This window comes from Paraburkholderia ferrariae NBRC 106233 (genome assembly GCF_000685035.1).
GTDB lineage: Bacteria > Pseudomonadota > Gammaproteobacteria > Burkholderiales > Burkholderiaceae > Paraburkholderia > Paraburkholderia ferrariae.
This window is the reverse complement of record NZ_BAYB01000006.1, coordinates 21,205-39,682: the sequence shown is the minus strand read 5'-3', so window position 1 is coordinate 39,682 and position 18,478 is coordinate 21,205. Positions and strand designations below refer to the sequence as shown.

At 65.5% G+C, this 18,478-nt stretch carries 19 protein-coding genes and 1 pseudogene; 12 read left to right on the top strand and 8 right to left on the bottom strand.

Annotated elements, in window-relative coordinates; genetic code table 11:
- Nucleotides 1-17: 17 nt before the first annotated feature.
- The 10 genes from BFE01S_RS06280 to BFE01S_RS06240 all read left to right on the top strand — a co-directional run bounded on the left by BFE01S_RS06280 (nt 18) and on the right by BFE01S_RS06240 (nt 10,326).
- Nucleotides 18-1,172 (top strand): DegT/DnrJ/EryC1/StrS family aminotransferase, encoded by a 1,155-nt coding sequence (locus tag BFE01S_RS06280; RefSeq protein ID WP_028224741.1) that lies wholly within the window; start codon nt 18-20, stop codon nt 1,170-1,172.
- Between the two features lie 57 nt (nt 1,173-1,229).
- Entirely contained in the window at nt 1,230-2,279 is a 1,050-nt protein-coding gene (locus tag BFE01S_RS06275) for a glycosyltransferase (RefSeq protein ID WP_028224740.1), read from the top strand.
- Nucleotides 2,276-3,220, top strand: a complete 945-nt coding sequence (locus BFE01S_RS06270) for a formyltransferase (protein WP_028224739.1) — start codon at nt 2,276-2,278, stop codon at nt 3,218-3,220. Before BFE01S_RS06275 ends, BFE01S_RS06270 begins: the two co-directional genes overlap by 4 nt.
- Nucleotides 3,217-4,263, top strand: a complete 1,047-nt coding sequence (locus BFE01S_RS06265) for a bifunctional UDP-4-keto-pentose/UDP-xylose synthase (RefSeq protein ID WP_028224738.1) — start codon at nt 3,217-3,219, stop codon at nt 4,261-4,263. The genes BFE01S_RS06270 and BFE01S_RS06265 overlap by 4 nt, the downstream gene beginning before the upstream one ends.
- 25 nt (nt 4,264-4,288) lie before the next feature.
- Nucleotides 4,289-5,185: a polysaccharide deacetylase family protein gene (locus BFE01S_RS06260; protein ID WP_028224737.1), complete on the top strand. Its 897-nt coding sequence runs from the start codon at nt 4,289-4,291 to the stop codon at nt 5,183-5,185.
- Between the two features lie 145 nt (nt 5,186-5,330).
- A complete protein-coding gene (locus BFE01S_RS06255; protein ID WP_028224736.1) occupies nt 5,331-5,792 on the top strand; it encodes a peroxiredoxin in 462 nt (153 codons plus the stop codon).
- An 81-nt stretch (nt 5,793-5,873) separates the two neighbouring features.
- Nucleotides 5,874-6,065, top strand: coding sequence for a hypothetical protein (locus BFE01S_RS44050; protein WP_156966926.1), 192 nt, complete (start codon nt 5,874-5,876; stop codon nt 6,063-6,065).
- 105 nt (nt 6,066-6,170) lie between these two features.
- Nucleotides 6,171-7,994, top strand: a complete 1,824-nt coding sequence (locus BFE01S_RS06250) for a PhoH family protein (protein WP_028224735.1) — start codon at nt 6,171-6,173, stop codon at nt 7,992-7,994.
- Nucleotides 7,995-8,219: 225 nt separating this feature from the next.
- Complete coding sequence (locus tag BFE01S_RS06245; protein ID WP_028224734.1) at nt 8,220-9,398, top strand: C40 family peptidase; 1,179 nt, start codon at nt 8,220-8,222, stop codon at nt 9,396-9,398.
- Nucleotides 9,399-9,522: 124 nt separating this feature from the next.
- Nucleotides 9,523-10,326: an SDR family oxidoreductase gene (locus BFE01S_RS06240; RefSeq protein ID WP_028224733.1), complete on the top strand. Its 804-nt coding sequence runs from the start codon at nt 9,523-9,525 to the stop codon at nt 10,324-10,326.
- A gap of 70 nt (nt 10,327-10,396) precedes the next feature.
- On the opposite strand, the gene BFE01S_RS06235 is transcribed toward BFE01S_RS06240, so the two are convergent.
- The 7 genes from BFE01S_RS06235 to rpsF form a co-directional block, all read right to left on the bottom strand.
- The gene (locus tag BFE01S_RS06235) at nt 10,397-11,407 is read right to left on the bottom strand and encodes an inorganic phosphate transporter (protein ID WP_028224732.1); all 1,011 of its coding nucleotides are present in this window, start codon (nt 11,405-11,407) and stop codon (nt 10,397-10,399) included.
- A gap of 10 nt (nt 11,408-11,417) precedes the next feature.
- Nucleotides 11,418-12,044, bottom strand: coding sequence for a DUF47 domain-containing protein (locus tag BFE01S_RS06230; RefSeq protein WP_028224731.1), 627 nt, complete (start codon nt 12,042-12,044; stop codon nt 11,418-11,420).
- 180 nt (nt 12,045-12,224) lie between these two features.
- Nucleotides 12,225-13,610: a replicative DNA helicase gene (locus BFE01S_RS06225; protein WP_028224730.1), complete on the bottom strand. Its 1,386-nt coding sequence runs from the start codon at nt 13,608-13,610 to the stop codon at nt 12,225-12,227.
- A gap of 165 nt (nt 13,611-13,775) precedes the next feature.
- A complete protein-coding gene (gene rplI / locus BFE01S_RS06220) occupies nt 13,776-14,228 on the bottom strand; it encodes a 50S ribosomal protein L9 (protein WP_028224729.1) in 453 nt (150 codons plus the stop codon).
- 27 nt (nt 14,229-14,255) lie between these two features.
- Nucleotides 14,256-14,531, bottom strand: a complete 276-nt coding sequence (rpsR, locus tag BFE01S_RS06215; protein WP_028224728.1) for a 30S ribosomal protein S18 — start codon at nt 14,529-14,531, stop codon at nt 14,256-14,258.
- A 2-nt stretch (nt 14,532-14,533) separates the two neighbouring features.
- Nucleotides 14,534-14,833, bottom strand: a complete 300-nt coding sequence (gene priB, locus BFE01S_RS06210) for a primosomal replication protein N (protein ID WP_028224727.1) — start codon at nt 14,831-14,833, stop codon at nt 14,534-14,536.
- A 36-nt stretch (nt 14,834-14,869) separates the two neighbouring features.
- Nucleotides 14,870-15,241 carry a 30S ribosomal protein S6 gene (gene rpsF / locus BFE01S_RS06205; protein ID WP_028224726.1) on the bottom strand — a complete coding sequence of 124 codons (372 nt, stop codon included), beginning with the start codon at nt 15,239-15,241 and terminating at the stop codon, nt 14,870-14,872.
- 191 nt (nt 15,242-15,432) lie between these two features.
- Between rpsF and BFE01S_RS44045 the strand changes: the two are divergent.
- Nucleotides 15,433-15,531, top strand: a pseudogene (locus tag BFE01S_RS44045) (cupredoxin domain-containing protein); the annotation flags it as partial.
- 6 nt (nt 15,532-15,537) lie between these two features.
- Here BFE01S_RS44045 and BFE01S_RS06200 read toward each other — a convergent pair.
- A complete protein-coding gene (locus tag BFE01S_RS06200) occupies nt 15,538-16,452 on the bottom strand; it encodes a substrate binding domain-containing protein (RefSeq protein WP_028224725.1) in 915 nt (304 codons plus the stop codon).
- A 217-nt stretch (nt 16,453-16,669) separates the two neighbouring features.
- Here BFE01S_RS06200 and gcl point away from each other — a divergent pair, with 217 nt between their 5' ends.
- The gene (gene gcl, locus BFE01S_RS06195; protein WP_028224724.1) at nt 16,670-18,454 is read left to right on the top strand and encodes a glyoxylate carboligase; all 1,785 of its coding nucleotides are present in this window, start codon (nt 16,670-16,672) and stop codon (nt 18,452-18,454) included.
- Nucleotides 18,455-18,478: the final 24 nt, after the last annotated feature.

Genomic DNA, 18,478 nt, shown 5'->3' with positions numbered 1-18,478 from the left:
TCACGAGCCCAGCACTCATGACCCAATCCAGCGTTGCGTTCCTGCCGTTCGTCAGGCCCGAGATCGACGAAGAAACCATCCAGGGCGTCGTCGACGTCCTGCGTTCCGGCTGGATCACGACCGGCCCGCAAAACCAGGCGTTCGAGGCGGCCCTTTCCGGATTCTGCGGCGGCCGCCCGGTACGCACCTTCAATTCGGGCACGGCGACGCTCGAAATCGGCCTGCGCATTGCAGGCGTGGGTCCCGGCGACGAAGTCATCACCACGCCGGCCTCGTGGGTTTCCACGAGCAACGTGATTTACGAAGTGGGCGCGACGCCGGTGTTCGCCGACATCGACCCCATTACGCGCAACCTCGACCTCGACAAGCTCGAAGCCGCCATTACGCCGCGCACGAAGGCGATCATTCCGGTGTACCTGGCGGGCCTGCCCGTCGATATGGACCGCCTCTACGCGATCGCCCGCCAGCACAAGCTGCGCGTGATCGAAGACGCCGCGCAGGCGTTCGGCTCGACGTGGAACGGCAAGCGCATCGGCGCAATCGGCGACATCGTGTCGTTCAGCTTCCACGCGAACAAGAACCTCACGTCGATCGAAGGCGGCGCGCTCGTGCTGAACGACGAAGCCGAAGCCGTGCTGGCGCAGAAGTACCGCCTGCAGGGCATCACGCGCACGGGCTTCGACGGCATGGACTGCGACGTGCTCGGCGGCAAGTACAATCTCACCGACGTCGCGGCGCGCGTCGGCCTCGGCCAGCTCAGGCACATCGAGCGTTTCACCGAACAGCGGCGCAAGCTCGCGCGCGCATATTTCGCGCATTTCGAGGGCGGCGCGGCGGCGAAACTGGGCGTGGGCCTGCCGGTGGCGGACTTCACGAACGGCAACTGGCACATGTTCCAGATCACGCTGCCGCTCGAGAAGCTCGCCGTGAGCCGCGCGCAATTCATGGAGCAGTTGAAGGAGCGCGGCATCGGCTCGGGCGTGCACTACCCGGCCATCCACCTCTTCACGCTCTACCGCGAGCGCGGCTTCAAGCCCGGGATGTTCCCGCACGCCGAACGGTTCGGCGCGACCACGGTCACGCTGCCGCTCTTCACGCAGATGACCGAAGACGACGTGGCGCGCGTGTGCCGCGCCGTGAATGAAATTTGCGAGCAGTACGGCAAGGGCTGACACCCTCTACGCCCCTCTTACGCACACGCACTACGAATATACGGAAAAGACGCACTCATGAGTCAAACGGAACAACGCACCTTGACCCCGGAAACGCCGGAAGTCTCGGTCATCATTCCGGTCTATAACGAGGAAGCCGGGCTCGCGGCGCTGTTTGCGCGCCTGTACCCGGCGCTCGACCAGCTCGGCACGCCGTATGAAGTGATCTTCATCAACGACGGCAGCCGCGACCGCTCGGCCGCGATGCTCGCGGAGCAGTTCCGCGCGCGCCCCGACACCACGCGCGCGATCCTGCTGAACGGCAACTACGGCCAGCACATGGCGATCCTCGCGGGCTTCGAGCAGGCGCGCGGCCAGATCGTCATCACGCTCGACGCGGATCTGCAAAACCCGCCCGAGGAGATCGGCAAGCTGGTCGAGAAGATGCGCGAAGGCTACGACTACGTCGGCACGATCCGCAAGCAGCGCCAGGACAGCCTGTGGCGCCGCAAGGCCTCGCAGATGATGAACCGCCTGCGCGAGCGCATCACGCGCATCAAGATGACCGACCAGGGCTGCATGCTGCGCGCCTACAGCCGGCACATCGTCGACACGATCAACCGCTGCGGCGAAATCAACACCTTCATCCCGGCGCTCGCCTACACGTTCGCGCAGAACCCCGTGGAAGTCGAGGTCGCGCACGAGGAGCGCTTCGCCGGCGAGTCGAAGTACTCGCTCTACAGCCTCATCCGCCTGAATTTCGACCTCGTCACCGGCTTCTCCGTCGTGCCGCTGCAGTGGCTGTCGTTCATCGGCGTGATCCTCTCGCTCGGCTCGGCCGGCCTCTTCGTCCTGCTGCTGATCCGCCGCTTCATCATCGGCGCGGAAGTGCAGGGTGTGTTCACGCTGTTCGCCATCACGTTCTTCCTGCTCGGCGTCATCATCTTCGCGCTCGGCCTGCTCGGCGAATACATCGGCCGCATCTATCAGCAGGTGCGCGCGCGTCCGCGCTATCTCGTGCAGACCATTCTCGAAGAGCGCAACGGCGAAGCCATCGCGGCGACGCCGCGCCAGGACGTGGTACAGGCCGTGCAGGCCATAACGGCCGGCCAGGGAGTGCAAAAATGAAGCCTCGCGCCGTCGTCTTCGCCTATCACAACGTCGGGGTGCGCTGCCTCCAGGTGCTGCTCGCGGGCGGCGTGGACGTCGCCCTCGTGGTCACCCACGAGGACAACCCGACCGAGAACATCTGGTTCGGCAGCGTGAAGTCGGTGGCCGGGGAGCACGGCATCGACGTCGTCACGCCCGCCGACCCGAAAAGCGCCGAACTGCGCGCGGCGGTGAGCGCGGCGCGCCCGGACTTCATCTTCTCGTTCTACTACCGGCACATGCTGCCGACCGACCTGCTCGCGCTCGCCGCGCGCGGCGCGTACAACATGCACGGCTCGCTCCTGCCGAAGTACCGCGGCCGCGTGCCGACCAACTGGGCGGTGCTGCGCGGCGAGAGCGAAACCGGCGCGACGCTGCACGAAATGGCCGCGAAGCCCGACGCGGGCGCCATCGTCGCCCAGACGCCGGTGCCGATCCTGCCCGACGACACCGCCGCGCAGGTCTTCGACAAGGTCACGGTGGCCGCCGAGCAGACGCTCTGGCGCGTGCTGCCCGCCCTGATCGCGGGCGAAGCGCCCCATCTGCCCAACGATCTCGCGCAGGGCAGCTATTTTGGCGGACGCAAGCCCGAGGACGGCCGCATCGACTTCGGCCAGAGCGCCCAGCAGGTCTACAACCTGATCCGGGCCGTCGCGCCGCCCTACCCCGGCGCGTTCGCCGATATCGGCGGCGAGCGCTTCGTGATCGCCCGCGCGCGGCTCGTGCGCCCGGGCGCGGCGCCCGCCGGGCTCGCCGGATTGCCCGCCGGTATCCACGTAAGCGATAATGCGCTATTCGCCCTCTGCGGCGACGGCCGCGCCATCGCGATCCACGAACTGCGGCGCCAGCAAGACGGTGCAGAAACCGTCGTCACGCCCGCAGCCTTCGCCGAACTCACTTCATCCGCTTCCCGTCAATGAAAAAAGTCCTGATCCTGGGTGTGAACGGCTTCATCGGCCACCACCTCTCCAAGCGCATCCTCGAAACCACGAACTGGGAAGTGTTCGGGATGGACATGCAGACCGACCGCCTCGGCGACCTCGTCAAGCATGAGCGGATGCACTTCTTCGAAGGCGACATCACGATCAACAAGGAGTGGGTGGAATACCACGTCAAGAAGTGCGACGTGATCCTGCCGCTCGTCGCGATCGCCACGCCCGCCACCTATGTGCAGCAGCCGCTGCGCGTGTTCGAACTCGACTTCGAGGCGAACCTGCCCATCGTGCGTTCGGCCGTGAAGTACCGCAAGCACCTCGTGTTCCCCTCGACCTCCGAGGTGTACGGCATGTGTTCGGACGAGCAGTTCGACCCGGACGCTTCGGCGCTGACCTACGGCCCGATCAACAAGCCGCGCTGGATCTACGCGTGCTCGAAGCAGCTGATGGACCGCGTGATCTGGGGCTACGGCATGGAGGGCCTGAACTTCACGCTGTTCCGCCCGTTCAACTGGATCGGCCCGGGCCTCGACTCGATCTACACGCCGAAGGAAGGTTCTTCGCGCGTGGTGACGCAGTTCCTCGGCCACATCGTGCGCGGAGAGAACATCAGCCTCGTGGACGGCGGCGCGCAAAAGCGCGCGTTCACCGACATCGACGACGGCATCGAAGCGCTGATGAAGATCATCGAGAACAAGGACGGCATCGCTACGGGCAAGATCTACAACATCGGCAACCCGACCAACAACTTCTCGGTGCGCGAACTCGCGCACAAGATGCTCGCGCTCGCCGCCGAATTCCCCGAGTACGCCGACTCGGCGAGGAAGGTGCAGCTCGTCGAAACGTCGTCGGGGGCTTACTACGGCGCCGGCTACCAGGACGTGCAAAACCGCGTGCCGAAGATCGACAACACGATGCAGGAACTCGGCTGGGCGCCGAAATCGAGCTTCGACGAAGCGCTGCGCAAGATTTTCGAAGCGTACCGCGGCCACGTGGCCGAGGCCCGCGCGCTCGTCGAGCAGCAATAACGCCGCGCGCGAAGGACCCTGCCACTTGGCCCGCATCGTCCTCAAGATCGACGTCGATACGCTGCGCGGCACGCGCGAAGGCGTGCCGAATCTCGCGCGCATTTTCGACCGCTACAAGGCGCGCGCCACGTTCCTCTTCAGCCTCGGCCCGGACCACACGGGCTGGGCGCTGCGCCGGGTGTTCCGCCCGGGCTTCCTGAAGAAAGTGTCGCGCACCTCGGTGGTCGAGCACTACGGCGTGAAACAGCTCATGTACGGCGTGCTGCTGCCCGGCCCCGACATCGGCGTGCGCGCCGCGGCCGACATGCGCGCGATTCACGAAGCCGGCTTCGAATGCGGCATCCACACGTGGGACCACGTGTACTGGCAGGACAACGTGCGCAGCCGCGAGCGCGACTGGACCGCGCGCGAGATGGGCAAGAGCTACGCGCGCTTCACGCAGATCTTCGGGGCGCCGCCGGCGACCCACGGCGCGGCCGGCTGGCAGATGAACGAGGCGGCGTTCGAGCAGATCGACGCGTGGGGCATGCGCTACGCCTCGGACGGGCGCGGCCATTCGCCGTACCTGCCGGTGGTGGAAGGCCGCACGCTGAACCACGTGCAGATGCCCACCACGCTGCCCACGCTCGACGAAGTGCTGGGCGTGGACGGCGTCGACACGGACAGCGTGGCCGCGTGGATGCTCAAGCTCACGGAAAACAATCCGCACGACCAGGTCTTCACGCTGCACGCGGAACTCGAAGGCCAGAAGCTCGCGCCCGTTTTCGAGCAGTTGCTTGCGGGCTGGCGCGCGCAAGGCCATACGTTTGCCACGATGGGCGACTACCATGCGACGCTGGACCGCGATACGCTCCCATCGTACCCTGTCACCTGGGGCGAGATCGCCGGCCGTTCGGGCCAGCTGATCGTCCAGCCCGACTGAATCCGCCGTCCCGGCGAAGCGGCTAAAGGCCGCGCGAAGGCTCCGCACGCCGCGCCCCTTGCCTCACTGCCGGCTGCCGCCGGCAACCGCGCCGCCCGACCCGCAAGCCCGCCGCTTCGTCTGACAATAACAACCGGAGAAACCCGTGCCCATCGCAGTCGATCAAGCCGTCCCTGACTTCACCGCGCCCGCCACCGGCGGCGATTTCACGCTGTCGAGCCTCGCGGGCAGCAAGGTGGTCCTGTACTTCTATCCGAAAGACAACACGCCGGGCTGCACGACCGAGGGCCTGCAGTTCCGCGACCTCTATCCGAAGTTCAGGAAGGCGGGCGCGCAGATCGTGGGCGTGTCGCGCGACAGCGTTCGCTCGCACGAGAACTTCAAGGCGAAGCTCGAACTGCCGTTTACCTTGGTATCGGATGCCGACGAAGCGCTCTGCTCGCTCTTCAACGTCATCAAAATGAAGAAAATGTATGGCAAAGAAGTACGTGGAATCGAACGCTCCACGTTCCTCATCGACGCCACCGGCGTACTGCGCCGGGAGTGGCGCGGCATCAAGGTTCCGGGCCATGTCGAAGAGGTTCTGGAGGCTGTACAAGCGCTGTGAGGCGCGTTATATTGGGCTTCAATGAGTGCCTGTCCACCCCATTTTTTGTCGCGTTGCGCCGCTCGCGCAGCCGGTCGTCCGATGGCCGGCAGCGCATGTCGGGAGCACCGCAACACCGCAGTCGAGCCGCTTGCCTCGTTAGCCGGGGCGGCGGCTTTTTTGTTGGCTTTTTCGTTTGCAGTCCCGCCCGCGCCGCGCCGGAAAACCTTCCGGTCAGGCGTCTTCGTCAAGGAGCCGATCGAAAACCAGGCGAACCGGCATTTTCAGACCTGAGCGCGCACCCAGCGCGGCAGCTTCGGGCGCCTATCCGGCTCCCGGGTGCACCGCCCGAAAGCGCACCCTACTCGACCACTCGACCCGATCTTTTCGAGGGACACCATGCCTTTGCCTACCCCCCCCAGCAAGCTCGGCAATCTGCTGCCGCCTGAAGAGTACAAGGCGCGCGCGCGCAACACGCGCAGCACGCGCAAGGCCGCGAGCGAAAACGATGCGCTCGATGTCGCCGAATACGGTCCGGCCAGCGTCGCCGAGCCGATGACGGCCGCCGCCAACGCCGCGACGACGCTGCGCACCGTGCCGCTGCCCGTCGGCAGCGCCGAGCTGGCAGCGCTCGAGCCGGTGGCGCCCGCGCCCGCCCGCAAGCGCAAGCAGACCGCCGCCCTGCTGCAGCCGCTCGAAGCCCGCGCCGAACCCGAGGCGCCGGTCGCCCGCGGCGGCAAACCGGCTTCCGCCAAAGCAGGCGGCGCTCCCACGGCCCCCGGCGCGCGCGCCACGGGGAAAAAACGCCTGCACCCGGAAGAAGGCACCGAAGTGCAGAAGCTCTTCGTGCTGGACACGAACGTGCTGATGCACGACCCCACCTGCCTCTTCCGCTTCGAGGAACACGACGTCTATCTGCCCATGATGACGTTGGAGGAGCTCGACAACCACAAGAAGGGCATGTCGGAAGTGGCGCGCAATGCGCGTCAGGTGAGCCGCACGCTCGACCAGCTGGTCGCCAACGCGGGCACGATCTCGGAAGGCATTTCGCTCGCCCGTCTCGGCAGCCGCGAGGCGCTCGGGCGCCTGTACTTCCAGACCACGCTCACCCATATCGATCCGGTCGACGGCCTGCCCGAAGGCAAGGCCGACAACCAGATCCTCGGCGTCGTGCGCGCGCTCCAGCGCGACCGGCCGGACCGCCTCGTGGTGCTGGTGTCGAAAGACATCAACATGCGCATCAAGGCCCACGCGCTGGGCCTGCCCGCCGAAGACTACTTCAACGATCAGGTTCTCGAAGACAAGGACCTGCTCTATTCGGGCATCCGCGCGCTGCCGCAGGACTTCTGGACCCGCCACGCGAAGGGCATGGAATCGTGGCAGGACACCAAGTCCGGCACGACCTACTACCGCGTGACGGGCCCCGAGTGCGCCTCGATGCTCGTGAACGAGTTCGTCTATCTCGAGCCGCAGAACGGCGAACCCGCCTTCCACGCGATCGTGCGCGAGCTCAACGGCAAGACGGCGCTCCTGCAGACGCTGCGCGACTACGGCCACCACAAGAACAACGTGTGGGGCATCACGGCGCGCAACCGCGAGCAGAACTTCGCGCTCAACCTGCTGATGAATCCGGACATCGACTTCGTGACGCTGCTGGGCCAGGCCGGCACGGGCAAGACGCTGGTGGCGCTCGCGGCGGGCCTCGCCCAGGTGCTCGACGAGAAGCGCTACAACGAGATCATCGTGACGCGCGCGACGGTGCCCGTCGGCGAAGACATCGGCTTCCTGCCCGGCACGGAAGAGGAAAAGATGCAGCCGTGGATGGGCGCCTTCGACGACAACCTCGAAGTGCTCCAGAAGACCGATGACGCCGCCGGCGAATGGGGCCGCGCCGCGACCCAGGAACTGATCCGTTCGCGCCTGAAGGTCAAGAGCATGAACTTCATGCGCGGGCGCACCTTCGTCGACAAGTACCTGATCATCGACGAAGCGCAGAACCTCACGCCGAAGCAGATGAAGACGCTCGTCACGCGTGCGGGCCCCGGCACGAAGATCGTGTGCCTCGGCAACATCGCGCAGATCGACACGCCTTACCTGACCGAAGGGAGCTCGGGCCTCACGTATGTCGTGGATCGTTTCAAGGGCTGGGCGCACAGCGGCCACGTGACGCTGGCGCGCGGCGAACGCTCGCGTCTCGCCGACTACGCTTCCGACATTCTGTAAGCGTCGCGAGCCTCGCGGCTCGATCCAGAAGGACAAAAAGGACCGTTCCGGCACGCCGGATACGGTCCTTTTTTCATGCCGAGTCGTCCCGGCGAAGCAACACTTGGCGCACAAACTTCATGTAATTTATCAGGAATTCTTGCGAGCGGCCCGCCGGACGGGCTACCATCGGCGCATTACCGGCTACCCCGGGCGGTCGCTGTCGTCCGCCCGCCCGAGCGTTTCATGCGCCGACTCTGGCTTTCGTTATTCGTCGTGGTTCTGCTTGCCGCGTGCTCCAGCGCCCCGGAACGGGTTTCGCGCAGCACGGGCAGCGCCACGACCGCCAACGCCTGGCGCACCCGCCCGCCGGGCTTCCCCAATTTCGTCGATCACAGCATAGGCCGCGAGGAAATCTCGATCCAGGCGATGGGACTGGTAGGCATTCCGTACCGCTGGGGTGGGAATACGCCCAATAGCGGCTTCGATTGCAGTGGTCTCGTGAAGTATGTGATGGCCCGCGCGGCTTCGGTGGACCTGCCGCGCACCACGGCTGAGATGAGCGAGCGCGGCCAGTCCGTCGAGCCCGACGAAATCGCCGCCGGCGACCTCGTTTTTTTCAATACGACCGGGCGGCCGCATTCGCATGTCGGCATCTACGTGGGCAACCTGCGCTTCGTCAACGCGCCTTCGACCGGCGGGACGGTGCGGCTCGACTATCTGACCAATCCTTACTGGGCGAAGCACTTCGACGGCATTCGCCGGATGGCGCCGCCCAGGCAGGCGCCGACGCCGTTCGATACGCCGACCTGGGAGGCTTCCACGCCGGCTCCCCGCACGAACGCGGCGGGTGCGGCTGCGGTGACTGCGGTGGCCGTTACTGCGCCCGCTCCGGTCGCGACCGCCGCCGTTGCCCCCGCACCTTACGCGCCGCCTGGCGCTGCCGACCAGCGCCGTCTGACGGTTGCGGGCGCCACCGCGCCGGTTGCGGCCACGGCGGCGCCCACGTATGTCCCGGCACCCGCCGCACCCGCGCAGGCCGACGCCTTCGAGCCGCCACCCGCCGTCCTGAGCGCCGCGCAAATGCAGGCGCGCAACGCCGGCGCCATTGCACCGGTCGCGGCGCCGGCGGTATCGAGTGCGTATTCCTCCAGCAACGCCGCACCGGTGGCTTCCGCCCCCGCCAGCGCGGCCGCGCCGCCCGATGCCATCGACGCCGCGGCGGACGCGTTCGAGCCGCCTCCGCCCGTTGCCTCCGCCGCGGAACGCCAGGCTGCCCAGGCCGGATCGGTTTCGGTCGCGCCTGCGCCGTCCGGCGCAGAACCCGTGCAGATCATGCGCGCCTCGACAGCCGGCACTTCGCAGCGCGCCCCCACGCAATCGAACGACGATCCCATCGCCCGCTTCGCCAACGGCACCTTCTAAAGCCACCGGCTCGGCCGGCCTTCCAGACCGGCCGCCCCTGGCCGGATGGCCAGCGCGGCTTGCGCGGCCCGCTGCGTCTGCTATCGTCTTGATACTCCTTTCGTAGCGAGGCAGTGAGGCGGCAATGGATCTCGGACTCAACAACAAGGTGGTTCTGGTCACGGGCGGCAGCAAGGGAATCGGCCTCGCCTGCGCCCGCGCATTCGCGAAAGAAGGCGCAAGAGTGGCGATCGTCTCGCGCGACCCGGCCAATCTGGCGCGGGCGCGCGAGCAACTGGCGAGCGAGGGCCTGCATGTCCACCTCACGCGCGCCGACCTGCACGAGCCGCACAGCGCGGCCGACGTGGTCGAAGACGTCTCCACCACCGTCGGCCCGATCGACGTGCTCATCAACAGCTCGGGCGCGGCCCGGCGCTACGACCCCGAATCGCTCGACGCCGAAGCCTTCAGGGCAACCATGGAGGCGAAATACTTCCCGTACATCTATCCGCAACAGGAAGTGCTGCGCCGCATGGTCGAACGCGTGAAAGCCGGCGCCGCCGAGCCGGGTACGATCGTGAACATCGTCGGCATGGGCGGCAAGTACGCGAACGACATCCATATCGCGGGCGGCGCGGCCAACGCCGCGCTGATGCTGGCCACGGTGGGCCTCGCGCATTACCACGCGCGCTACGGCATCCGCATCAACGCGATCAATCCGGGGGCGACGCTCACCGAGCGCCTGCAGGAGGCGCTCCAGCTCGAAGCGGGCAGAGAGGGGATCGACAAGGAGACGGCGCTGGCGCGCGGCGAAGCGAGAGTGCCGCTCGGGCGCTATGCGAAGCCGGAGGAAATCGCGGACGTCGCGCTCTTTCTGGCGAGCCGCCGCGCAAGCTATGTGACCGGGGCGCTGATCCCCATGGACGGCGCCTCGACGCCGATCATCTGAATCCGGCGGAGGGGCTGCCCGGCGCCTCCCGCCTGCGAGGGCGCCGGGTAGTGCCGCACAGCATCGGGCATTACATCAGATGACGGCCGGCCCACCAGCCCGCGGCGGCGAGCGCCGCCGAAGCCGGGATCGTGAGTATCCACGCCCAGACGATGTTGCCGGCCACGCCCCAGCGCACCGCCGAGAGCTTGCGCGTGGCGCCCACGCCGACAATCGCGCCGGTGATCGTGTGCGTGGTCGAAACGGGAATACCGAGCCAGGAGGCCGTGAAGAGCGTGAGCGCCCCGCCCGTCTCCGCGCAGAAGCCGCCAACGGGCTTGAGCTTGGTGATCTTCTGCCCCATCGTCCGCACGATCCGCCAGCCGCCGAACAGCGTGCCGATGCCCATCGACAGATAGCAGCCGCCGATCACCCAGATGGGCGGCGCCGCGGCCGTGGCCGAAGCGTAGCCGGTGGCGATCAGCAGCATCCAGATGATGCCGATGGTTTTCTGCGCGTCGTTGCCGCCGTGGCCGAGGCTGTAAAGGCTCGCGGAAATCAGTTGCAGGCGGCGGAAGCGCCGGTCCACCTTGCTCGGCGGCGTGCGGAAATACAGCCACGACACGAGCAGCATGAAGAACGAGCCGAGGATGAAGCCGAGCAGCGGCGAGATGAAGATGAACGCGACGGTCTTCATGAGGCCGTCGAAGTTGAGCGAGTGCCAGCCCGACTTGGCGAGCGCCGCGCCCACGAGCCCGCCGATCAGCGCGTGCGACGAGCTCGACGGAATGCCGTAGTACCAGGTCAGCACGTTCCAGCCGATGGCGCCCACCAGCGCACCGAACACGACGTAGTGATCGACGATGTCGGGGTCGATGGTGCCCTTGCCCACCGTTTGCGCCACCTTCAGGTGGAACACGAAATAGGCGATGACGTTGAACATGGCCGCGAACGCCACCGCCTGCTGCGGCTTGAGCACGCCCGTGGACACGACGGTGGCGATGGAGTTCGCCGCGTCGTGAAAGCCGTTCATGAAGTCGAAGATCAGCGAGATGGCGACGAGCGCCGCGACCACCCAGATGGCGAGTTGTATCGATTGCATCGCGGCGGGCTCAGGCGTTTTCCAGCACGATGCCTTCGATGATGTTCGCGACATCCTCGCACTTGTCGGTGATCGCCTCGAGCAATTCGTAGATCGCCTTCAGCTTGATCAGCGTCTTGACGTTGTCTTCCTCGCGGAAGAGCTTCGAGATGGCCGAGCGCAGCAGCCGGTCGGCGTCCGACTCCAGGCGGTCGATGTCCTCGCATGCCTTCAGGATCTCGCGCGCCTGCTTCATGTCGGAGAGCAGCGCCACGGCCGCCTGGACGCGCTTCGCGCTCGCGGTGCAGATGTGGGCGAGCTGGCTCGCCTCGGCCGTCACGGCCTGCACGTCGTAAAGCGAAATCGCCGTGGCCACGTCCTCCATCAGGTCGAGCGCGTCGTCCATCGTCGAAATCAGCTTGTGAATCTCGTCGCGGTCCAGCGGGGTGATGAAGGTCTTGTGCAGCAGATCGATCGCTTCGTGGGTCAGCTTGTCGGCGGCCTTTTCGGCCACCTGGACATTCTGCTTGTGGACTTCCGCATCGGCCAGATTGTCGATCAGAAGTTCCAGTTCCTCACTCGCCGAAACGATGCACCTGGCATGCGCGTTGAAAATTTCGAAGAATTTGCCCTCGGTGGGCATGAATCGACCGAACATTGGGATCCTGGAAATGGGTCACGGATTGCCGTCACAAAACAGCAAAATATCCGTCATAGAACGGCAATATTGTAGCGTTATGGGCAATGACCCGCACTCGTCGGCGGACATGGAAGCAGCATTTGCGCCACGATTGCGCAATATGCCGCCCCGCCCGGCTTGACAGGCGCCAAGCACGCGCTATTCGCTGCCGTAGAAAGTCTGCGCCCCGGCAAAATTATCGAACTTCGTGTATTGACCGTTGAACGTGAGGCGAACAGGCCCGATCGGGCCGTTACGCTGTTTGCCGATGATGATTTCGGCCGTGCCCCTTTCCTGGCTATCGGGGTTGTAAACTTCGTCGCGGTAAATGAACAGGATCACGTCGGCATCCTGTTCAATAGCACCCGATTCGCGCAGGTCCGACATAATCGGACGCTTGTTCGGCCGCTGCTCCAGCCCGCGGTTGAGCTGCGAAAGCGCGATCACCGGCACGTCGAGCTCCTTGGCGAGACTCTTGAGCGAACGCGAGATTTCGGAAATTTCGGTCGCGCGATTCTCGCCCGACGAAGAACCGCTCATCAGCTGCAGGTAGTCGATGATGATGAGGCCCAGCTTGCCGCACTGGCGCGACAGGCGTCGCGCACGCGAGCGCAGTTCCATCGGGTTCAGGCCGCCGGTTTCGTCAATGAAGATCTGTGCTTCGCTCATCTTCTGCACGGCGTGCGTGAGCTTCGGCCAGTCTTCGTCCGTGAGACGTCCCGTGCGCATGCGGTGCTGGTCGAGTCGACCCACCGAGCCCAGCATACGCATGATGAGCTGCGTGCCCGGCATTTCCATCGAGAACACCGCGACCGGCAGGCCATATTCCACGGCCACGTATTCGCCGATGTTCATCGAGAACGCCGTCTTACCCATCGAAGGGCGTCCCGCCACGATGATCAGCTCGCCGCCGTGCATGCCCGAGGTCATGCGGTCGAGGTCCACAAAGCCCGTGGGCGTGCCCGTCACGTCGCTCGGATTGGCCGTGTGATACAGCGTGTCGATGCGCTCCACGACCTGGGTGAGCAGCGGCCCGATCTCGAGAAAGCCCTGGGTGCCGCGCGCGCCGTCTTCGGCGATCGAGAACACCTTCGCCTCGGCCTCGTCGAGCAACTGGCGCACTTCCTTGCCCTGCGGATTGAACGCATCGGCCGAGATTTCGTCCGCCACCGAAACGAGGCGCCGCAGCACCGCGCGATCGCGCACGATTTCCGCATAGCGGCGGATATTGGCCGCGCTCGGCGTGTTCTGCGCGAGCGCGTTCAGATACGCGAGGCCGCCCACGTCGTCAGCCTTGCCCGAGGTGCCGAGCGCTTCGTACACGGTCACCACGTCCGCCGGGCGCGTCGACGCGATCAGCCGGCCGATATGCTCGAAGATGATGCGGTGATCGTAGCGGTAGAAGTCGCTTTGCGAGAGGAAATCGGCGATCCGGTCCCAGGCGGCGTTGTCCAGCAGCAAGCCGCCGAGCACCGACTGCTCGGCCTCGATCGAGTGGGGCGGGACTTTCAGCGATTCGAGTTGGGGATCTTTCGGAGCGTTCATGGAGGGCAATTATCGGGCAAAAGGCGGCTGCCTGGAACACGCCGAAATGACGTGGAAGTGCGGGGAGGACCGTAAAGCGCTCGGGCAAGAAAAAAGGCAGAAGCCGTGAGGCTCCTGCCTTTTCGATTGCAGCGTTCAAGCGGTCCAGCGGACCGCCCGGATGCCTTAGGCGTGCTCGCCCAGCACCGACACCGTGATGTCCACGAGAACGTCGGTGTGCAGCGAAACCTGGACCGGGTGGTCGCCCACCATCTTCAGCGGGCCTTCCGGCAGACGCACTTGCGCCTTTTCCACTGCGAAGCCTTGCTTGCCGAGCGCTTCGGCGATGTCGGCGTTCGTGACCGAGCCGAACAGACGGCCGTCCACGCCGGCCTTCTGGCCGATCTGAACGGTCAGGCCGTTCAGCTTTTCGCCTTCTGCCTGAGCGGCAGCCAGCTTTTCAGCGGCAGCCTTTTCGAGTTCGACGCGGCGAACTTCGAATTCGGCGATTGCGTCCTTCGTCGCACGGCGTGCCTTCTTGTTCGGGATCAGGAAGTTACGTGCGTAACCGTCCTTCACCTTGACGATGTCGCCGAGGTTGCCCAGGTTGACGACTTTTTCCAGAAGAATGATCTGCATTCTATTGCTCCTTATCGCGTCGTCTTGTTAGGCCTTGTGCTGGTCGGTGTACGGCATCAGCGCGAGGAAACGCGCGCGCTTGATAGCCGTGTCCAGCTGACGCTGATAGTGGGCCTTCGTACCCGTCAGACGAGCCGGCGTGATCTTGCCGTTTTCGCCGATGAAGTCCTTCAGCGTTTCGATGTCCTTGTAGTCGATCTGCTCGACGCCTGCAGCCGTGAAGCGGCAGAACTTCTTGCGCTTGAAGAGCGGGTTTTGCTGTTGACGACGCTTGTCGAATTTCTTACCAGTCGGGCGGGGCATGATTAGTCCTTTCCTGTGCCTTGCATTTCGGTGATGTGAAACACCAGGGTTCGCGCGTTGCGGTGCTTTTTGGCGAGAAAGCCGGTGAAGAGCGTTTCGACGCCCATCTCGCAGCCTTCCAGCTTGCCGCAAGCCTCGCCGGCCGCCACCGCATCCATCGTCAGTTCCACGAGGCGGGCAATGCCGGCCTCGACGACTTCGGTGCGGTGATGCAACGTGCAGCTTGCGATCGGAACGCCGGCGGGGGTGTACCGCACCGGTTCTCGCTCGACGACGCTCGCCGTGAGTTGCAGCCTGTTCACGTGGCCAGTTCGCCTGAACCCTGATGGCTTACTGTCTTAAGCCTGCGCTTCGGTCGGCTGTGCAGCCGCCTTCTTGGCTTCTTCGCGCTGCACTTCCTTCATCATCGGCGACGGGCCGGTTTCGGCCTTCTTCATCTTGACGATGAGGTGACGCAGAACGGCGTCGTTGAACTTGAACGCGTGTTCCAGTTCGTCGAGCGTCGCCTGGTCGCATTCGATGTTCATGCAGACGTAGTGAGCCTTCGCGAGTTTCTCGATCATGTAGGCCAGTTGACGACGGCCCCAGTCTTCGATGCGGTGGATCTGGCCGCCGTGCGACGTGATCGTGCCCTTGTAGCGCTCGATCATCGCGGGCACCTGCTCGCTTTGATCCGGATGCACGATGAAGACGATTTCGTAATGACGCATGTATCACTCCTTGTGGATTAAAGCCACCCGGGCGTCGGAACCGGTGCGGCAAGTGAGAAGCCGAAGATTGTAGCGCGGCCAAGCACCGCGCGCAAGCCAAATCGTGATTCGGGATGCCGATTCGGGCGTGTTTTCAATGACTTGCGCGGTTTGGGATCGTTCCGGGCCGCGCCGGGCCGCTCTGGGCACCTGCGGCCACGGCGGGCGATGCGGGCAACGTCGAGTTTCTCTGCGATATCTTCTGCGGGTCCGGGCACGAGACGATGAACGGCGTGCTCGTGATGGGGTAGCGCGAATCAGGGCGCCTCGCCGCTCCAGTAGCCCGGCTGCGCGTAGATGTCCTTCAGGTAGTCGATGAAATAGCGCACCCTGGCCGGCACGTAACGCTGCTGCGGATAGACGGCGAGGATGTCGTAGTCGGGCAGCGCGTACTCGTCGAGCACGGTCTCGAGCTCCCCGCGCGCAAGCTGCGCGTCGATCTCCCAGGTGGAGCGCCAGCCGAGGCCGAGGCTCTCGGTTACCCAGCGGTGCAGCAGTTCGCCGTCGTTGCAGTCGAGCGTGCCGCCCACGCGCACCGTCACGAGCTTGCCGTTGCGCCGGAAATACCAGCCGCGGTTCTGGCCGCCCTGCAGGTTGAACGCGAGGCAGTTGTGACCCGGCAGGTCTTCGAGCGTCTTCGGCTTGCCGTGCTTGCGGAAATACTCGGGCGTGCCGCACACTACGCGCCGGTTCGACGCGAGTTTCACCGCGACGAAGTTCGGATCGACGGCGCCGCCGATGCGGATCGACAGGTCGTAGCCCTCGCGCACGAGATCGACCACGCGGTCGGTGAGATTGAAGGAAACCTGCAGTTCGGGCTTGTCGGCGAGAAATACGGGCGCGAGCGGCGCGACGTGCTTGCGGCCGAACGCGGCCGGCGCGGAGACGATCAGGTGGCCGTTCACCACGCGCCGCCCGGCGGAAAGCTCGTTCTCGGCCTGCTCCCACTCGGCCAGCAGCCCCCGGCAGCGCTCCAGAAACGCGCCACCCTCCTCGCTCACCACGAGGCGCCGCGTGGAGCGGTACATGAGCTTCACGCCGAGGCGCTTTTCCAGCGCGTCGATGCGCCGCCCGAGGATCACGGGCGAAACGCCCTCCTCCAGCGCGGCGGCCGCGAGGCTCCCTGCCTCGGCCACGCGCACGAAGGTTTCGATCTGCTTGAAGCGGTCCATGGCGTGTCTCCGGAATGCCGCGAAGAGAGTTCAAAGCGGGCCCAAGGCCGGGCTCGGCGCGGCGCGAAATGCCGCCGCGGGGCCGCCCGAGCGGCATTCGATACTTTTGGTTTCGAAATAAGCGACCCGGACTCATCTTATCAAACCTTTCGTTGCCCCCTAAAGTCGCCTCAACCACCTGGTTACTTGTGCAATTCGCGACATTCAGGAGACATTCATGGCCAAGATGAGAGCCGTCGACGCCGCCGTGCTGGTGCTCGAGAAAGAAGGGATCGACACCGCCTTCGGCGTGCCGGGCGCCGCCATCAACCCGTTCTATTCGGCGCTCAAGAAGGCCGGCGGCATCACCCACGTGCTGGCGCGCCACGTCGAGGGCGCCTCGCACATGGCCGAGGGCTACACGCGTGCCGCGCCGGGCAACATCGGCGTGTGCATCGGCACCTCGGGCCCCGCGGGCACCGACATGATCACGGGCCTCTATTCGGCCCAGGCCGACTCGATTCCGATCCTCGCGATCACGGGTCAGGCGCCGCGCGCCCGCCTCTACAAGGAAGACTTCCAGGCCGTCGACATCGAGTCGATCGCCAAGCCCGTCACCAAGTGGGCGGTGACGGTGCGCGAACCGGCGCTCGTGCCGCGCGTGTTCCAGCAGGCTTTCCACCTGATGCGCTCGGGCCGTCCGGGTCCGGTGCTGGTGGACATGCCGATCGACGTGCAGCTCGCCGAAATCGAATTCGACATCGACACCTACGAGCCGCTGCCGGTCTACAAGCCGAAGGCAACCCGCAAGCAGATCGAAGCAGCGCTGCAACTGCTCAACGCGAGCGAGAAGCCGCTGATCGTCTCGGGCGGCGGCGTGCTCAACGCGGCAGCCGAAGACCTCCTCGTGAAGTTCGCCGAAACGGTAGGCGTGCCGGTGATCCCGACGCTGATGTCGTGGGGCGCCATTGCCGACGACCATCCGCTCATGGCCGGCATGGTCGGCCTGCAGACGTCGCACCGCTACGGCAACGCGACGATGCTCGCCTCGGACTTCGTGCTCGGCATCGGCAACCGCTGGGCGAACCGCCACACGGGCAGCGTCGAGGTCTACACGAAGGGCCGCAAGTTCGTGCACGTCGATATCGAACCGACGCAGATCGGCCGCGTGTTCGGCCCCGACCTCGGCATCGTTTCGGACGCCAGGGCAGCGCTCGAACTGTTCCTCGAAGTCGCCCTGGAATGGAAGGCGGCCGGCAAGCTGAAGGACCGCAGCGCCTGGGTGGCCGATTGCCAGCAGCGCAAGCGCACCCTGCTGCGCAAGACCCACTTCGACAACGCGCCGATCAAGCCGCAGCGCGTCTACGAAGAGATGAACAAGGTGTTCGGCCGCGACACGTGCTACGTGAGCACGATCGGCCTTTCGCAGATCGCGGGCGCCCAGTTCCTGCACGTGTACAAGGCGCGCAACTGGATCAACTGCGGCCAGGCCGGCCCCCTCGGCTGGACGATTCCGGCGGCGCTCGGCGTGCGTGCGGCCGATCCGCAGCGTCCGATCGTGGCGCTCTCGGGCGACTACGACTTCCAGTTCATGATCGAAGAGCTGGCCGTGGGCGCGCAGTTCAAGCTGCCGTACGTTCACGTGGTGGTGAACAACTCATATCTGGGCCTGATCCGCCAGGCGCAGCGCGCGTTCGACATGGACTTCTGCGTGCAGCTCGCGTTCGAGAACATCAACGCCCCCGAAGTGAACGGCTACGGCGTCGATCACGTCACGGTGGCCGAAGGCCTCGGCTGCAAGGCGCTGCGCGTGTTCAAGCCCGAAGAGATCGAACCGGCGCTCAAGCAGGCCCAGGCACTCGCCGCCGAGTACAGCGTGCCGGTGGTGGTCGAAGTGATCCTCGAGCGCGTGACGAACATCGCGATGGGCGCCGAAATCGACGCGATCAACGAGTTCGAAGAACTGGCCGAGAAGCCGGAGGACGCGCCGACGGCAGTCAGCGCACTGAACGCGCTCGACTGATCGTAGTAACCGGGTACAGGCAGC

What these genes read in the sequence shown, in the direction of transcription:
- gcl (WP_028224724.1), top strand. Translation starts at nt 16,670, where the DNA reads ATGGCCAAGATGAGAGCCGTCGACGCCGCCGTGCTGGTGCTCGAGAAA.
- BFE01S_RS06245 (WP_028224734.1), top strand. Translation starts at nt 8,220, where the DNA reads ATGCGCCGACTCTGGCTTTCGTTATTCGTCGTGGTTCTGCTTGCCGCG.
- rplI (WP_028224729.1), bottom strand. Translation starts at nt 14,228, where the DNA reads ATGCAGATCATTCTTCTGGAAAAAGTCGTCAACCTGGGCAACCTCGGC.
- BFE01S_RS06235 (WP_028224732.1), bottom strand. Translation starts at nt 11,407, where the DNA reads ATGCAATCGATACAACTCGCCATCTGGGTGGTCGCGGCGCTCGTCGCC.
- rpsF (WP_028224726.1), bottom strand. Translation starts at nt 15,241, where the DNA reads ATGCGTCATTACGAAATCGTCTTCATCGTGCATCCGGATCAAAGCGAG.
- BFE01S_RS06265 (WP_028224738.1), top strand. Translation starts at nt 3,217, where the DNA reads ATGAAAAAAGTCCTGATCCTGGGTGTGAACGGCTTCATCGGCCACCAC.
- BFE01S_RS06270 (WP_028224739.1), top strand. Translation starts at nt 2,276, where the DNA reads ATGAAGCCTCGCGCCGTCGTCTTCGCCTATCACAACGTCGGGGTGCGC.
- BFE01S_RS06225 (WP_028224730.1), bottom strand. Translation starts at nt 13,610, where the DNA reads ATGAACGCTCCGAAAGATCCCCAACTCGAATCGCTGAAAGTCCCGCCC.
- BFE01S_RS06240 (WP_028224733.1), top strand. Translation starts at nt 9,523, where the DNA reads ATGGATCTCGGACTCAACAACAAGGTGGTTCTGGTCACGGGCGGCAGC.
- BFE01S_RS06250 (WP_028224735.1), top strand. Translation starts at nt 6,171, where the DNA reads ATGCCTTTGCCTACCCCCCCCAGCAAGCTCGGCAATCTGCTGCCGCCT.
- BFE01S_RS44050 (WP_156966926.1), top strand. Translation starts at nt 5,874, where the DNA reads ATGGCCGGCAGCGCATGTCGGGAGCACCGCAACACCGCAGTCGAGCCG.
- BFE01S_RS06280 (WP_028224741.1), top strand. Translation starts at nt 18, where the DNA reads ATGACCCAATCCAGCGTTGCGTTCCTGCCGTTCGTCAGGCCCGAGATC.
- rpsR (WP_028224728.1), bottom strand. Translation starts at nt 14,531, where the DNA reads ATGCCCCGCCCGACTGGTAAGAAATTCGACAAGCGTCGTCAACAGCAA.
- BFE01S_RS06200 (WP_028224725.1), bottom strand. Translation starts at nt 16,452, where the DNA reads ATGGACCGCTTCAAGCAGATCGAAACCTTCGTGCGCGTGGCCGAGGCA.
- BFE01S_RS06275 (WP_028224740.1), top strand. Translation starts at nt 1,230, where the DNA reads ATGAGTCAAACGGAACAACGCACCTTGACCCCGGAAACGCCGGAAGTC.
- BFE01S_RS06230 (WP_028224731.1), bottom strand. Translation starts at nt 12,044, where the DNA reads ATGTTCGGTCGATTCATGCCCACCGAGGGCAAATTCTTCGAAATTTTC.